Origin of the sequence: Flavobacterium sp. W21_SRS_FM3 (genome assembly GCF_052113625.1) — a bacterium.
Taxonomy (GTDB): Bacteria; Bacteroidota; Bacteroidia; order Flavobacteriales; family Flavobacteriaceae; genus Flavobacterium.
Map to the genome: position 1 here is coordinate 435609 of NZ_JBGQOD010000002.1, position 16692 is coordinate 452300.

General features: G+C 33.3%; 15 protein-coding genes. 5 read left to right on the forward strand and 10 right to left on the reverse strand.

Going from position 1 to position 16692, the window contains the following annotated elements; all coding sequences use genetic code 11:
* Position 1: 1 nt before the first annotated feature.
* The 7 genes from ACEN2K_RS05380 to ACEN2K_RS05410 form a co-directional block, all read right to left on the reverse strand.
* The gene (locus ACEN2K_RS05380; RefSeq protein ID WP_441758299.1) at positions 2-1408 is read right to left on the reverse strand and encodes a CsgG/HfaB family protein; all 1407 of its coding nucleotides are present in this window, start codon (positions 1406-1408) and stop codon (positions 2-4) included.
* A gap of 1 nt (position 1409) precedes the next feature.
* Positions 1410-1811, reverse strand: coding sequence for a curli assembly protein CsgF (locus ACEN2K_RS05385; RefSeq protein ID WP_441758300.1), 402 nt, complete (start codon positions 1809-1811; stop codon positions 1410-1412).
* A 16-nt stretch (positions 1812-1827) separates the two neighbouring features.
* Entirely contained in the window at positions 1828-2151 is a 324-nt protein-coding gene (locus tag ACEN2K_RS05390) for a CsgE family curli-type amyloid fiber assembly protein (protein ID WP_441758470.1), read from the reverse strand.
* Positions 2148-2552: a curli-like amyloid fiber formation chaperone CsgH gene (gene csgH, locus ACEN2K_RS05395; RefSeq protein WP_441758301.1), complete on the reverse strand. Its 405-nt coding sequence runs from the start codon at positions 2550-2552 to the stop codon at positions 2148-2150. Before csgH ends, ACEN2K_RS05390 begins: the two co-directional genes overlap by 4 nt.
* A 2-nt stretch (positions 2553-2554) precedes the next feature.
* The gene (locus tag ACEN2K_RS05400; RefSeq protein WP_441758302.1) at positions 2555-3082 is read right to left on the reverse strand and encodes a hypothetical protein; all 528 of its coding nucleotides are present in this window, start codon (positions 3080-3082) and stop codon (positions 2555-2557) included.
* Between the two features lie 71 nt (positions 3083-3153).
* Positions 3154-4035 (reverse strand): hypothetical protein, encoded by an 882-nt coding sequence (locus ACEN2K_RS05405; protein WP_441758303.1) that lies wholly within the window; start codon positions 4033-4035, stop codon positions 3154-3156.
* Between the two features lie 714 nt (positions 4036-4749).
* Positions 4750-6939, reverse strand: coding sequence for a glutamine synthetase III family protein (locus ACEN2K_RS05410; RefSeq protein WP_441758304.1), 2190 nt, complete (start codon positions 6937-6939; stop codon positions 4750-4752).
* Positions 6940-7223: 284 nt separating this feature from the next.
* Here ACEN2K_RS05410 and ACEN2K_RS05415 point away from each other — a divergent pair, with 284 nt between their 5' ends.
* Positions 7224-8180 (forward strand): TerC family protein, encoded by a 957-nt coding sequence (locus tag ACEN2K_RS05415; protein WP_441758305.1) that lies wholly within the window; start codon positions 7224-7226, stop codon positions 8178-8180.
* A gap of 104 nt (positions 8181-8284) precedes the next feature.
* Here ACEN2K_RS05415 and ACEN2K_RS05420 read toward each other — a convergent pair whose 3' ends face one another.
* The gene (locus ACEN2K_RS05420; RefSeq protein ID WP_441758306.1) at positions 8285-8776 is read right to left on the reverse strand and encodes a hypothetical protein; all 492 of its coding nucleotides are present in this window, start codon (positions 8774-8776) and stop codon (positions 8285-8287) included.
* Positions 8777-8861: 85 nt separating this feature from the next.
* Between ACEN2K_RS05420 and ACEN2K_RS05425 the strand changes: the two genes are divergently transcribed.
* Both ACEN2K_RS05425 and ACEN2K_RS05430 read left to right on the forward strand, forming a co-directional pair.
* On the forward strand, positions 8862-9449 hold the full coding sequence (locus ACEN2K_RS05425; RefSeq protein ID WP_441758307.1) for a DUF1543 domain-containing protein: 588 nt from the start codon (positions 8862-8864) through the stop codon (positions 9447-9449).
* A 108-nt stretch (positions 9450-9557) separates the two neighbouring features.
* A complete protein-coding gene (locus ACEN2K_RS05430) occupies positions 9558-10103 on the forward strand; it encodes a type 1 glutamine amidotransferase domain-containing protein (RefSeq protein ID WP_441758308.1) in 546 nt (181 codons plus the stop codon).
* Between the two features lie 137 nt (positions 10104-10240).
* Here ACEN2K_RS05430 and ACEN2K_RS05435 read toward each other — a convergent pair whose 3' ends face one another.
* Positions 10241-13681 carry a methylmalonyl-CoA mutase family protein gene (locus ACEN2K_RS05435; RefSeq protein WP_441758309.1) on the reverse strand — a complete coding sequence of 1147 codons (3441 nt, stop codon included), beginning with the start codon at positions 13679-13681 and terminating at the stop codon, positions 10241-10243.
* Between the two features lie 281 nt (positions 13682-13962).
* Between ACEN2K_RS05435 and ACEN2K_RS05440 the strand changes: the two genes are divergently transcribed.
* Positions 13963-14661 carry a DUF4197 domain-containing protein gene (locus ACEN2K_RS05440; RefSeq protein ID WP_441758310.1) on the forward strand — a complete coding sequence of 233 codons (699 nt, stop codon included), beginning with the start codon at positions 13963-13965 and terminating at the stop codon, positions 14659-14661.
* Positions 14662-14694: 33 nt separating this feature from the next.
* Positions 14695-15549, forward strand: a complete 855-nt coding sequence (gene purU / locus ACEN2K_RS05445) for a formyltetrahydrofolate deformylase (RefSeq protein WP_441758311.1) — start codon at positions 14695-14697, stop codon at positions 15547-15549.
* Positions 15550-15772: 223 nt separating this feature from the next.
* Here the strand turns inward: purU and ACEN2K_RS05450 are convergent, their stop codons facing one another.
* On the reverse strand, positions 15773-16558 hold the full coding sequence (locus ACEN2K_RS05450; protein WP_441758312.1) for an alpha/beta fold hydrolase: 786 nt from the start codon (positions 16556-16558) through the stop codon (positions 15773-15775).
* Positions 16559-16692: the final 134 nt, after the last annotated feature.

Genomic DNA, 16692 nt, shown 5'->3' on the forward strand with positions numbered 1-16692 from the left:
ATTATTTAATTTTGGTAACATTCAAATTTTTAGAGCTCAAAGATTTATTTTTATTTGGAAAATAAATTGTGAGACCTATACCAAAACGATAATAGAAATCATCACGAACCCCTCTTTCTAAATAATCAATATTGTCACTAAAGTTCAAGTTGTGCTCTCCATACATTTTAATCCCTATAGAATTAGTAGCCATATATTCAAGACCAGCTCCATATTGAATTTTAGTGTGAAAGTTCTCGAATTTCTTATTGAACCCATAGCCACCTCCTGCATAAATATAAGGAGATAATTTATCTTTAGGTAGTATTAGCAATTCAGCATTTAAGTCGAAAGTGGCATAACCAACATCTAAATAGTTTTTATTTGCTAATTTAATCACGTTTGTAGATGCACTTAAGTTAAGGCCTGGAATTAAGAAGTATTTTAAAGCACCGCGACCCATCGGTCTCATTTCAGAATTAGGATAATCACCATCCATCAAGGTCGTTCCACCACTAAACTCTATAGCAAACTTTGACCTTCGTTCCTTTAAATTCCTTCCAAATATGGTTGTATAATCAGCTTCTTCATTTTCGTTAGCATATTTTTTTAAGACTGAATCAATTTCTGGTTGAGGAATATCCGCTTCCCATATACCATCTTTAATTCCTTCCAAAACTAGAGTTGAGACTGCCTTCTCTATAGCTTCTGTGACAGCCATTTGAACAGGTTCATTAGTGGTATACCCAGTTTCAACTTCTAACAATCTCTTAAAATTAACGTACTTAAAAAGACTTTGATCAATGGCTTGAGAAAGAATTGTTTTAGAAATGTAAACTGATTTTAAAATTTTACCATTCGCAGTGGATACCATTCTAAGATAAATGGTTACTCGATCCTGTCTGTATTTAATAGAACCTCCTGTGCCAAAATATCGGGCACCGAAACCACCAGTGATAATATTAGAATCATAAGAAATAATACCTCCTTCTAATAAAACACCAGCATATAGTAAAGGGGTAATTTGAGGAACATTAGGATCAACATCCTTTGAATACTCTTGCCGTGTTGAACGTATTAAATTTCGCTCCTGAAGCAGATTTCCTATATTTTCTCTTTCTATAGGGATAAACCATTTAGAATCTTCTAATGCTTTCAATAATATGGAGGTAGCTCCTTGAGTTACAGCTGTGCTGAAAGTACTTCCATTCTCAGAGGCTTTATATTGTCCCGTTTGATCTCTAAACTTATAAAGACCAACGACGATTTGTTCCTTAGGTTTAGGTAAGTCCTTAAGAAAGGTAGTAGCAGGGGTTGACTCTCCCAGTACAGCTTTTTCTACACCGGTAGGTTGGTTGTAATAAGCTCCACAACTGGTTAGAAAAATAAATAAAATTAAGGTAAGATAGTTATAGTTATATAATCTCATGTTACTGATTTGGGATGATTACTTGTGTTTGTTCTCCTGTTTTTGTATCCAATATATCTACAGTAAGGCCTCCAGAAGAAGGGTAAATATCAACAGATAGACTACCAAAAGAGTAGCTTCCTACCTTTAGTCCATCGCTACCAAACTGTTGTCTGAACAACGAACCAGAGAGTTGGCTCAAAAGTAAAGAATTTAAATTGGCAGTAAAGTTTTCCAATTCAGTTTTCTGAACTGCTGAACTTCCCTCCTCTTTAAATTTATTCTGCGATTCAGCTGAACTTGCTAGCCACTGATAATTAAAGGTATCACCTCCAAAAGCCGGGTTTTTTGGTTTGTATACCAAATCTTGAGCACTTGCTAAAAAAGTTCCTAAAATGAAAAATGAAAAAATGAGTACTTTCATAATGAAATAAATAAAATTAATATTGTATAAAATAATTGCTCTCTTTCTCTAAATTCTTAATATACAAATAAGTTGCATAAAGAGCTTCTTTTGCTACAGCGTTCAAAAACTCTTCATCTGGCTTAGTCAGAAATTCATATACAACATCATTAGCAATATTTATTGAAATTTTAGTGTTTCTCGCAAAACTAATTTCTTCACTTATTACAATGATTTCTTTTGCATTTATTTTATTATCATTATACAGGTAATAATATATATCATAAAAATCCTTACCCATTTTAGTCTTAGTATCATCAGTAACTATCCCAGTTAATTGAAATCCCTCAACATGATTTATATTTGCATCATTTTTTTTTTTTCATCAAAAGCTATTCTATCCTTTCCTATTAACTTTTTACTTTCATTATAAAACAGCAGCATAACAATAACCTCATCTCCTTCTCCAACATTAATCTGTGTTTCAGAAAGTTTCTTTGTTTCACTAGGGTTCAAATTGAAAAGGCCTTCTTGCTCATTGGTAGAATGATTTCCATTAATAGAATTTTTTCTAATTATTGATAATTTGTATGTTAAACTTTGAACTATATCCGTAAGGTTTTCGGCAATACCCGTGACTTTTATATTTCCATCAACCTCCTCCTTATCAATCTTAGCTTTGACAATAGAATTTGTCATCTGACTATAAGTACTACCAAAAGATAAAATTAGAACTATGTAAACAAACATCTTTTTCTTCATATCTATTTAGTATTTAATATAATGACGTTTGCCCCTTTTCCTAATTGAGTCACTTTCATGTTATTAGAAATAGAGTTGGAACCAAAATTTTTAATTTGTAGATTATCTCCTCTTTGTACCATTTCCATATTAACATTATTAGTTGTGTAGAAAGTGTAATCCTGAATAGTATTCCTATTTCCTTCTTGTAAAATTTTTTGATTTATTTCAGCACCATTTTTATATAAGCTTAATTTATTATTATCCCCTTCTTGAACAGCAGCAATGCTTATTTTTTTTCCTTTAACATTTATATCAACTTGATCAAATTTACCGACTTGCTGAATTATAATTCCATTACCCAAACTTTTATTCTCTATTTCCTTTTGACTATTATTAGCCACAGCTGAAAATTTATAAAATTCAGCGTTTTTTAAAAATAAAAATGATGGATCATTTCCATAATCCATATTTTGACTATCCTCTTTTTGAGCATAGACACCAGAAGACAGAAATAAAAAGACTATACTATATAATGTAAATGCTTTCATAACTCTTTTTTATTAAAATTTAATAGGATAGCCTTCAAAAAAGCTATCCTATTAATTAATTAAATTAATTATTAATTACTTTGATTAACAGTACTCAGATGACCATTTCCTGATTGACAAACTAAACTAACATTACCTGCACTAAATACACCAACAGTAGCTTGAGTACCAAATGAACGGTTACCATTGCCAATTTGCAAAACGTTTTCAAGATTTTTAAATCCTGTTTGAGTTGAATTTGCTAAGTTACTGTTCCCGTATTGATAATGATTTGATTCATTTTTATTACTTGAACTAGCATAACCAGCAGCATTTTGCGTTTGATTTGACTCATTACTTAACCCACCTTGACTTGCATAAGCCATATTCCAGTTACCCGTTTGAGTTTGGTTTGCAATATTATATCCAGTTGGCAATACAGGAGCTCCAGGAAAAACTGGACTTGGGTCGCAACTTGCAAAAACTGTTGGAACCGGATTACCACTTGTACCTTGGTCTATAATAGCCGTATTATGATTACCTGTCTGTGTTTGAGTTGCTGTATCATGTCCTTGATTTTGGAAAGGGTTTAAGCTTCCTAATTCATCTTGCCAAATAGTTGCTTTATTATCATTACCCTTTTGAGTTTGAGTTGCAGTATTACTCCAGTTGTTTTGAGAAACATACGCATCATTTCTCTTTCCATCTTGCATTACGGTGGCTTTATTACCATTTGAAATATTATAGCCAAATAAGTCTACTTGCATTGGGTTTAAACCTTGCTCTACTTTAGCTTCATTAGACTCGTTTTTTTGCGTTACACTTGACATTTGATTCCAACCTCTTTGTGTAACAGTTGCGATTTCAGTAGCACCACTTTGATTAACATGACTGTTATTTGATAATGGACCTTGAGCATAAGACATTGCTCCTACGAATAGCATCGCTGAGATGCTTAAAATTACTTTTTTCATAATAAATATATTTAATTGGTTATTAATACAAACTATTATGTAGGTTTTAAAAAAACTAAGGGCATAGCTTTTTTAATTATCGTAGGTTATAAAAAAGTGATTTGGGAACCTCCTTTTCATTAGAATAATTAACAAGGTTTTTAGTATAAATACATAACCTTTATTTGATTATTACATTTCAAAGATAGAAAACATTTTTAGAAAACACCCCCGTATAAATACTTGTTTTTCATATAATTAGGATATTTTCGATGAAATGCAATTCTATAAGGACGAACTACATTTTTTTTACGGTTAGCTATCAGAAAAAATTTACGAGTTTTAGTTTTAAGCACAAATATTAAGATAAATACAAGATATTTGGTATTTTAATACGAATTATTCCTTAAATATACTATTATAATAAACATTTAAAAATCAGAATCCATTACTATAGTCTGCACCTACCAATTGAGCAATAAATAGATTTGTAATATAATTTTGCTGATAATAATACTGAGACTAATTACAATGCAGCCAATCATATTTGACTAGAAATTTCTAGTGTATTAAAAAATTGATAAAATGCATGACCTCTTAAAACAGTACTCTATTCCGAGTTCACTTCATGTTAGAGTTCCTTAATATTAAATAGTATTCCACGCCACAAAATTTTAATCCAAAAAAAAAAGCCTGTCTAATTAGACAGGCTTTCTTAGCTTTATGAGACTATTACTATTTTGTAAATAACAATTCTCTATATTTAGTCAATGTCCATAATTCATTGTCCACTAACAATTCTAATTTATCGCAGTGCTCACGAATTATTTCGAAGTACGGTTTAACATTATCACAGTATGCCTCAGCCATAACTTGTGCGTCTGTTAATACGTTTGCTTTCTTTCTTTCGTTAGTCATTTCAAGTACCTTAGAATTAATTCCTTCGATATGCTTAGAAATTGATTTAATAATATTGATTTGCTCTTTAGCGATTGTTTCAAAATCAGCTCCAAAAATATCTTTTATCCCTTTTACATTCTCAATTAATGTATTTTGGTAACGAATTGCAGTTGGTATTACGTGGTTTGTTGAAATATCTCCCAATACTCTACTTTCAATTTGGATTTTCTTAGTGTATTCTTCTAATTCAATTTCATAACGTGCTTCCACTTCTATATGGTTCATAATTCCCATATCAGAAAATAAATCTAAAGCTTGTTTAGAAGCTCTCGCTTTTAATGCTTGAGGTGTCGTTTTAAAATTACTCAATCCTCTTTTAGCAGCCTCAATTTCCCAAGCCTCACTATACCCGTCTCCTTCAAAAAGAATCTTTTTAGAATGCTTGATATACTCTCTTAATACATTAAAGATAGCATCATCCTTCTTCATGTCTTTAGATTCAATCAAAGTATCTACCTCCGCCTTAAAGTCTTTCAGTTGCTTTGCAACAATAGTATTTAAAGTAGTCATTGCGTTTGAACAGTTTGCTGTAGAACCTACGGCTCTGAACTCAAACTTATTTCCTGTAAAGGCAAAAGGTGATGTTCTATTTCTGTCTGTATTGTCTAAAATTACTTCAGGAATTTTACCAACTACATTTAATTTCAAATCCGTTTTTTCCTCAGGAGATAATTTCCCTGTAGTCACTCCTTCTAATTCTGCTAAAACTTTAGTTAATTGTTCACCAATAAAAACAGATATAATTGCTGGTGGTGCTTCGTTAGCTCCTAAACGGTGATCATTACTTGCAGTTGCAATCGCCGCTCTTAATAAAGCTTCGTGATCGTTAACCGCTTTTATCGTATTTATAAAGAAAGTTAAAAACTGCAAATTAGTCATAGGTGTCTTACTTGGACTTAACAAGTTAACTCCAGTATCAGTCGCTAGTGACCAGTTGTTATGTTTCCCTGAACCATTTACACCTTTAAAAGGCTTCTCATGTAATAACACTTTTAAATCGTGACGCTCAGCTACTTTTTGCATCACATCCATTAAAAGACAGTTGTGGTCAACCGCAAGATTTGTTTCTTCGAATATAGGCGCAAATTCAAATTGATTTGGCGCTACTTCATTATGACGTGTTTTTACCGGAATTCCTAACAACATACATTCTTGCTCTAAATCTCTCATATACGTTAATGCACGTGTAGGAATAGACCCAAAATAATGATCATCTAATTGTTGCCCTTTAGCAGATGTGTGCCCTAGCAACGTTCTTCCTGTCATCATTAAGTCAGGACGAGACTCAGCCAGCGATCTATCAATTAAAAAGTATTCTTGCTCCCATCCCAATGTAGCTGTAACTTTTTTCACATTTTTATCAAAATATCTGCAAACATCTGTAGCAGCATCATCAATTGCAGATAATGCTCGTAATAAAGGAATTTTATTATCTAGCGCCTCTCCTGTATAAGAAATAAATACCGTTGGAATACATAAAGTCGTTCCATATATAAAAGCTGGAGATGTTGGATCCCATGCTGTGTACCCTCTTGCTTCAAATGTATTTCTAATTCCTCCATTTGGAAAACTGGAAGCATCTGGTTCTTGTTGTACTAATTGTGCACCTCCAAATTTCTCTACTGGATCACTCCCGTCATAAGAAGTTTCAAAAAATGCATCATGCTTTTCAGCAGTTGCTCCTGTTAATGGTTGAAACCAGTGTGTATAATGTGTTACTCCTTTGGCAAGAGCCCACTCTTTCATACCCATTGCGATATAATCAGCTAATTTTCTATCAATTTTAGTTCCATGCTGAACAGCACCTTGCACTCCTTTAAAAGCATCTGAAGTCAAGTATTGCTTCATTGCTTTATCATTAAAAACATTGGAGCCAAAAATCGCAGATTTTCTTCCTGACTCTTCAAATTGAACTGGTTTTCTTGTTGAAGCTTCCTTCAACGCTTGGAAACGTATTGTTGACATAAATTTTTTTTTTTGATTAAACCCCTCTTAATAGTGTGCAAATATAAAATAATTATCACTTTGCTGAAACTTTACCTCTATTTTTTATGGGTAAAGTCTAAAAAATTACACATTTAACAAAATCACCCTCCTAAATTGCTAACTTATTATTTAAATTACATTATTTTACAAAATCGCTATTTGCTTATTTTAATGAATTAAGAACTAAAAAATTAAGTTTACTCGAATAGCTTTTAAATTTTGAATTCAAAAGGTATCTTTGTTTTTCAAAATAAAATAAATCTATGATTGTCTGGATCTCTTTCTTAGCTGCCGTATTACTATTTTTAGCACTCGATTTAGGTGTTTTTAATAAAACACCACATATTATAAGCACCAAAGAAGCGAGTAAGTGGACAGCAATATGGGTATCACTCTCTTTTTTATTTTCTGGAGTAATCTATTGGCTATACAGTTATAATTATATTTCTAATCCAGATAACCTGAAACCCTCAGTTGCTGCAATGAAGTATATTACCGGTTACTTAATCGAATTGTCATTAAGTGTCGATAATATCTTCGTAATCGCTATCATTTTCACCTCGTTCAAAATTCCAAAAAAATACCAGCATCGGGTCTTATTTTGGGGAATCTTAGGTGCAATTGTGTTTAGAGGATTAATGATTTATTTTGGAGTACTCCTTATTCACAAATTTAGCTGGACTACTTATATTTTTGGAGCATTTTTATTTTATACCGCAATGAAAATGTTATTTACTGGTGATGGAGATGAGTTTGAACCAAAAAAATCATTTGTTTATAAGGCACTACGAAAAATAATTCCTGTCACTAGTCATATTGATGGAGAACATTTCTTTGTAAAAAGAAGGCACATCAATGCAGCTACCCCACTATTTGTTGCTTTAATTGTTATTGAAGTTATGGATGTCATTTTTGCACTAGACAGCGTTCCTGCTATATTAGCAATAACAAGCGATCCATTCTTAGTTTTCAGCTCTAACATCTTTGCGATTTTAGGGTTGCGATCCATGTATTTCTTTTTAGCTAATATGCTTGAAAAGTTTAGCTACTTAGAATTTAGTCTTATTGCGATATTAAGTTTTGTGGGACTTAAGATGCTGCTACATGATTTTATAGAAATTCCCGAGTGGGCTTCTCTTTCTTTTATTGCTCTGTCATTAATAGCGGGAATCGTCGTTTCTCTAAAAATGAACAAAACCAATACAAATATTCCGGATTAGGAATAACAGAATTTCCTTTCTATATAAATACAAATGCCCCCAATAATATCAAACTTTGGGGGCATTTTATATTTAGGAAGTTCAAAATATAAGAAGTACACTCTTTATAAGTCAATTTTTTGAATTTGGCTCTTATTGATATTAAGAGCAGACATAACCGACTCAAAGTTGTTTTTATCTAATGACTTAGAGTAATTTGCGGGTACAATTACAATTCTTAAAACCTGATTAAGTCTAAATTCAGAAGGGACCGTTTGTAAATTACTTCCATTTAAATAAACACTTACATCAGTATTAGTATAATCGTAATCATAACTAAAATCAAAAGAACCATCACTAAAATAATGTGTTTCCGGCAAAAGTTTCCAAACATCACTTCCTTGGTATGTGCCTGTTAAACGATACACTAATACCACATCAGATGAGTAGATAGCAGGATTAAAATTAATTACCTTATTGTAATTATTAGAAGAGGTAAATGAAGTAGTTACTTCAAATACTTCACTGACAGTATCATCATCTACATAATCAGTAGTTGTACAACTTTGCAAGCTTAACATTCCTACAATAGCTAAAAGGGTAAATATCTTTTTCATAATATATTTTTTAAGGGTTAACTGTAAATTAGTATTCATTAATTATGCCAAAGTTTATATTATCAAAAAATTGTAATTTTGAATTATGGAAAAACAATTAAAACTTTATATGGTCATGTTAGGTTGTACACCACAAGGCCGACTTACAGAGCAACACGACATATTTTTTGGAATAGCCAGTAGTTTAAAAGATTTGGTTCCTGCAATGAAAGCTTTCTGGCCTGAAGCCAAAGGGAAAATTCACATTGATGCATGGCGCGAAATCACCTATGTTGATGGCTATAATATTGAGATACTTTCTAAAAACGAATCTACTAGTAACAAAAAAGAAGACCATTTATTCTTTATTAATTTAGGCGGATATAAAGAAAATGAATTTGAGGAATACCATTATAAAATGGTTACTGTTGCCCAAAGTTTAGGTCTAGCATCTAAGAAATCCAGAAAAACTACATTCTATAAACATTGTGGCTTTGCAGGTGGAGGAGAATCACACATCGATGATAAATATGGTATTGATGTCGATGATATCTATAAAGTAACTGATATATTAGACCCTGCTTCTAAGGAAAAATATAGTTTAAATATCACTAAATCTGTCGATAATAAGCCTGAAGACGAGCTTCATATTGGCTACGTTATGATATCCAAATTACTTAAAATGGAATCTTAACAACTTACTATTTAACAAACTTTAAACTTATTTTAATAGGGCGTTAAGATTTGTTCGCGAAGATGATTTGTAATTTTATTCCACTATTAATTATTAAATATAAATTTTATGGAAAAGAGAATAGCTATTTTAGCAACAAACGGATTTGAAGAAGTTGAATTAAGTTCACCAAAAGAATATTTAGAGAAACAAGGCTGGAAAGCCGAAATCGTAAGTCCTGAAAGTGGAAGTATAAAGTCATGGGCCTCTACTGATTGGGGTAAAGATTACAAAGTTGACCAAGTATTATCTAATGTAAAAGCATCTGATTATGATGCATTAGTTTTGCCTGGTGGTGTTATCAATCCAGATAAATTAAGAACAAACGATGACGCATTAGATTTTATCAAAGGATTCTTTGAAGCAGGAAAACCAGTAGCAGCGATTTGCCATGGACCGCAAATTTTAATTAGTGCTAAATTAGTTGAAGGAAGAAAAATGACGTCGTTCCCTTCCATAAAAATTGATTTGATGAATGCTGGAGCAGACTGGCATGACGAAGAAGTGATTGTAGACAAAGGATTAGTAACGAGTAGAAATCCAGATGATTTACCCGCTTTTAATAAAAAAATGGTCGAAGAAATTAAAGAAGGAAAACACCAACCACAGGTATAATCCTCACAACAGAATATAAAAAAATGCGGAAATTTTTCCGCATTTTTTTTTTGTTTAAATATTTTGTTTAGATCTCGATATAAATCGGGATAAGCGATTCACATACTTTTTTGCTTCGCAGAAAAGTGGTTCTCTGCTTACATATTTCTTCTATACTGTCCTCCTACTTCAAATAAGGCAGCAGTAATTTGTCCTAGTGTACACACCTTAGTTGCTTCCATTAAATGATTAAATAGATTTTCATTTTTAATGGCTGCATCCTGAATATTATCTAGCTGTACTTGAACTTGCTTTGCATTCGCTTTATGCAAATTCTCCAAAGTTTGAATTTGGAATTGTTTTTCTTCTTCAGTAGCACGTATCACCTCAGCAGGAATCACTGTTGGAGAACCTTTTGAACTCAAGAAGGTATTTACTCCAATGATTGGGAACTCACCAGTATGTTTCAACGTCTCATAGTACAAACTTTCTTCTTGAATTTTAGAACGTTGGTACATGGTTTCCATAGCTCCCAGCACTCCACCTCTTTCTGTTATTCTATCGAATTCCTGTAAAACTGCCGCTTCTACTAAATCTGTCAATTCTTCGATGATAAACGAACCTTGAATTGGGTTCTCGTTTTTGGCTAGCCCTAACTCTTTATTGATAATCAATTGTATTGCCATTGCACGACGTACTGATTCTTCTGTAGGCGTTGTAATAGCTTCATCATAAGCATTAGTATGCAATGAATTACAGTTATCGTATATAGCATATAATGCTTGTAATGTGGTACGAATATCATTGAAATCAATTTCTTGAGCATGTAAAGAACGTCCTGAAGTTTGAATATGATATTTTAACATCTGTGCTCTCTCGTTAGCTCCGTATTTGTTTTTCATGGCTTTCGCCCAAATTTTACGTGCCACACGACCGATAACTGCATACTCAGGATCTACACCATTCGAAAAGAAGAAGGATAAATTAGGTCCAAAGTCATTGATATTCATTCCACGACTCAAATAGTACTCCACGTAGGTAAATCCGTTTGAAAGCGTGAAAGCCAACTGCGTGATTGGGTTTGCACCCGCCTCAGCAATATGGTATCCTGAAATAGAAACCGAATAAAAATTACGTACATTATTAGTAATAAAATATTCCTGAACATCTCCCATTAAACGCAAAGCAAATTCAGTAGAGAAAATACAAGTATTTTGTGCTTGATCTTCTTTTAAGATATCGGCCTGAACCGTTCCACGAACTTGAGAAAGGGTTCTTACTTTGATTTCGTTATAGACTTCTAAAGGTAAAACCTGATCTCCAGTTACTCCTAAAAGGTATAAGCCTAAACCATTATTTCCTTCTGGTAAATCGCCGTTATAAACGGGGCGCTTAACACCTTTGTCTTTGTATATTTTGCTAATTTTAGCCTCAACGTCTTTTTCCAGTCCGTTTGCTTTGATATACAATTCACATTGTTGATCAATTGCAGCGTTCATAAAGAAACCAAGCAACATAGGCGCTGGTCCATTAATTGTCATACTAACCGAAGTTAATGCGTGAACTAGGTCGAAACCAGAATACAATTTTTTAGCATCATCCAGACAGCAAATAGAAACTCCTGCATTACCAATTTTTCCATAAATATCTGGACGTAAATGTGGGTCGTTCCCGTATAAAGTCACACTATCAAAGGCTGTTGATAAACGCTTAGCTGGCAATCCAGCACTTACATAATGAAAACGCTTGTTTGTTCTTTCAGGCCCACCTTCACCTGCAAACATACGTGATGGATCTTCTCCTTCTCTTTTAAAAGGATACAATCCTGATGCAAAAGGAAATTCTCCTGGTACATTTTCTTGCAAGCACCATCTCAAAATATCACCCCAAGCTTCATATTTAGGCAAAGCAATTTTTGGGATTTGGGAATGTGATAATGACTCCGAATGTGTTTTTATTTCGATTACCTTATCTCTCACTTTAAAGGAGTAGATTGGGTTTTTATATTTGTTTACTTTCTCATCCCAAGTTAGAATTACTTCCCAATTGTAAGGATCTAAATCCATTTTTACTTTATCAAATTGATTTAGTAAAAGGTTTAAGAATATATTGTTCTCATTGTGTTCTTTAATAGCACTTGGATAAACCGATGTATCATCAATTCCTATCTTGTTAATCACGGGTACATTTCCTGAAACCGACTCAATAGTTTTAAAAATACCGTACAATTTTTGAGCTACTTTTTGTTGGCTCAAAGCAGTTTCATCATATTTTCTATTGCTTTCAGCAATTTCAGATAGGTAACGTGTTCTGTGAGGCGGAATTACGAAGATCTTCTCACTCATTTCGCGAGTTACTTCAAAAGTTGATTTTAGATCCGAATTTGTTTTCTCTACAATCTTATCCATGATCGATTTGTAAAGTGTATTCATTCCGGGATCATTAAATTGCGAAGCAATTGTTCCAAAAACAGGCATATCATCAGGACTTGAATCCCATAGATTATGATTGCGTTGGTATTGTTTTTTAACATCACGCAAAGCATCAAGCGCGCCACGTTTGTCAAATTTATTTAAGGCTACTAAATCAGCAAAATCAAGCATATCGATTTTTTCTAATTGCGTTGCCGCTCCAAACTCAGGTGTCATAACATATAATGAAACATCAGAATGGTCCATGATCTCTGTATCTGATTGACCGATTCCCGAAGTTTCAAGAATAATGATATCGTATTTAGCCGCTTTAATGACTTGAATCGCATCAGCAACGTATTTTGACAACGCCAAATTCGATTGACGCGTTGCCAACGAACGCATGTAAACACGAGGATTATTGATTGCATTCATACGGATTCTATCTCCTAATAAAGCACCTCCCGTTTTACGCTTGGATGGATCAACAGATATTAAGCCAATGGTTTTCTCTGGGAAATCGATTAGGAAACGACGAACTAATTCATCTACTAAAGAAGATTTTCCAGCTCCACCGGTTCCCGTGATTCCAAGTACAGGCGTTTTGCAGTCTTCGTTTATTTTTTGAATTGCTTCTAATGCTGGTTTGGCAATATCCGGAAAATTCTCGGCTGCAGATATAATTCTAGCTATTGCTGTTGGATTTTTTGACGCTAATTGCGATACCTCATCCGTTAATTTATCTCCTGTAGGAAAGTCAGATCGTTGTACTAAATCATTAATCATTCCTTGCAATCCCATAGACCGCCCATCATCTGGTGCATAAATACGGGTAATACCGTAGTCTTGTAATTCAGCAATTTCAGTAGGTAAAATAACACCACCTCCGCCTCCGAAGATTTTTATATGTCCTGCACCTTTTTCTTTTAGCAAATCATACATGTACTTAAAATACTCATTATGACCACCTTGATAAGACGTCATAGCAATAGCATTAGCATCTTCTTGAATAGCAGTATTCACCACTTCTTCTACACTTCGATCATGACCAAGATGAATTACCTCCACTCCCGTAGATTGAATAATTCTTCTCATTATATTTATTGCTGCATCGTGACCATCAAATAATGAGGCTGCAGTTACGATTCTTACTTTATTCTTAGGAATATACGGTGTTTGTGGATTCATTTTGAGAATATGATAATTTTAAGCGTGCAATTTACAAATTTTTTTAATGATTGTCTGCGCTTGCTTTGAGATGTTAATAAAAAAGCAGAAAACTTTCATTTTAGCCCCGATGGAAGCGGCATCCCAGCCAATTATAGCTAGGATACTAGCGATAATTGGCTGGATACAGCGGACAGCGGGACGACTGTTGCTAAATAATTACTAAAGTTTGTGCTTCAAATGGAAATTATGGGGCTTTTTTTGAATTAAGTAGTATTTTTGAGAGATATAAAAGAAAAGACATGAAAAAATTATTGATTTTAGTTGCCGTATTTACTTTATCAAGTTGCGCAGAGATGCAACAAGTGATGAACCAGTTTCCACAAAATGGCTATGTTGACATCTCAGCGGGATTGAGAGAGGCATTGAATAATGGAATTTCCAAGCAAGTAACAAAACTGACTACTACAGATGGTTTTTATAAAAATGAAGCAGTAAAAATCCTTTTGCCTGCAGAGCTTAGAAAAGTGGACGCGGGTTTAAGAAGCATCGGACTTAGCTCTCTTGCAGACGAAGGACTTAAAGTACTGAACCGTGCTGCAGAGGATGCTGTTAAAGAAGCTACACCTATTTTTGTAGATGCCGTGAGAAATATAACATTTGGTGATGCAAAAACGATATTATTAGGGAACAATACTGCTGCTACCGCTTATTTACAGAACAGCACATCAACAGCTTTGTATGCTAAATTCAATCCTGTGATTAAAAACTCTTTTAGTAAGGTTGGCGCCGATAAAGTTTGGGCTAACATTATCAACAAATACAACAGTATTCCTTTAGTTAATAAAGTAAATCCTGATTTAAATGATTATGTAACTAATGAGGCGATGAACGGTGTATTTAAAATGATCGCTGTTGAAGAGCTAAATATCCGTACTAATATTGCCGCAAGAACTTCACCATTATTACAGTCTGTTTTTGCCATGCAAGACAGAAAATAAAATATAGCTATACCAAAAAACAACCAACCAAAAATGCAAAAAATAACCTTACTAATACATTGCAAAGATCAAAAAGGGATTATTGCAGCAGTAACTAATTTCATCGTAAAAATAGAAGGTAACATCACCTACATCGATCAACATGTTGATGTGGAACAAAATGTTTTTTTTATGCGATTAGAAAGTGACATTAGTAATGCAAATATCTGTTTAGAAACTATTAAAGAAGATTTCAGAGAAACGATTGCCGTAGATTTTAATATGGCGTGGGATATTTACAATAAAGATCTAAAACCTAAGATGGCCTTGTTTGTATCAAAATATAATCATTGTCTTTATGATATATTAGGACGTTATAGCGCTGGAGAACTGAATGTTGAAATTCCGTTGATTATTAGCAATCACATGGATTTAAAACCCATTGCTGATCAATTTAATATTCCGTTTTACCATGTTCCATTTACTAAAGACAATAAAGAAGAAGGTGAGAGAAGACAAATAGTATTACTGCAGCAATATGGTGTTAATTTTATTGTTTTAGCCCGTTACATGCAAATTATAACGCCAAAATTGATTGCGCTTTATGAAAATAAAATCATCAATATTCACCACTCCTTTTTGCCTGCATTTCCTGGTGCAAAACCGTACCACTCGGCATTCAAGCGTGGTGTAAAAATTATTGGAGCTACCAGTCACTATGTTACAGAGGAACTGGATGAAGGGCCTATTATTGAACAAGATATTACCAGAGTTTCCCATATTAACTCTGTAGAAGATTTCATTATGAAGGGAAGAGATTTAGAACGTATCGTCTTGGCAAGAGCCATAAAATTACATTCACAAAGAAAGGTAATGACATACAGTAATAAAACGGTTATCTTCTTATAAGAGGACGAAGTTTTGTCAGAAGCTAAAAAGTAATAAGCATGTTTTTATTCCTGTATAATTTGATAAAATTAATCTTAACTAATATACAACAAACTAATAACAAAACCTTAACAGCAATATCTCAGCTTATGGCCGAACTTTGCAGAAGTAATAAACTGGTTATTTATTATTTGGTTTTGGTTAGTTAAATAGTGCCAGCATCTTTCAAGGTGCTGGCATTTTTTTATTTAGTCGTATTCATAAATCGCAAAACTGCATCATTGAAAGCCAAGGGTTGCTCTACGTTCACCACATGTCCTGCATTTTTTATAACAAAAAGCTTAGAGGACTTATAATGGCTAGCAACTACTTTGCGAACAGAGGGAAGAAACATATAATCTTCTTCTCCCATTACATATAAGGTAGGAATATTTACTTCTACTTGGCGAAACCATTTTAGCACGGGATTAATCTCAGCAGTAAGTTTGAACCATTTAATAAATTCCTTTTGATACAATTTCTTAGCTTCATTTATAAAAAGCATTCTGGACTGCTTGTGATTCTTTTTAGGCATAATCACAAATGCAAAGAATCGGTACAAAACTAAATACGGCAATACGTACTTAAAAGCATTTCCCAAACGCATTAAAAGCTGCGAACGAAAATTCATTTTTAGGATTGCGCCACCCAAAATCATAGATTGAACCCGCTCTGGATTCATCTCTGCTAATTGTCGAATTAAAATTGTTCCTAGCGAAATCCCCACAAAATGTGATTTCTTAATCTTTAAAAAATCTAATACCTCTAAGATATCATTGGCCAGAGCCGAAAAAGTATACTTCTGTTTGAAAGCGGTTTTAAGTGCCGATTTTGAATTGCCATGTCCACGTAAATCCAGTAATAAAACATTGTAGTGTTTCTGGAAATCCCTAATTTGCTTGAACCAAATTGACGAACTACCACCAGCGCCATGCACAAATGTCACCCATTGCGTGCTATTGCTATTTTCGTAAACTGTATAATTGATCAATTTATTTTTTTTGGCAAAAATAGCACAATATTTTTTAATCAAAATAACTTCCTACTATTGTGATTTTAATCAAGAAAAAGGGGGATATAAAATTGCTGAACAACTTATTATAATACCGCACCAAATAAAGAAAG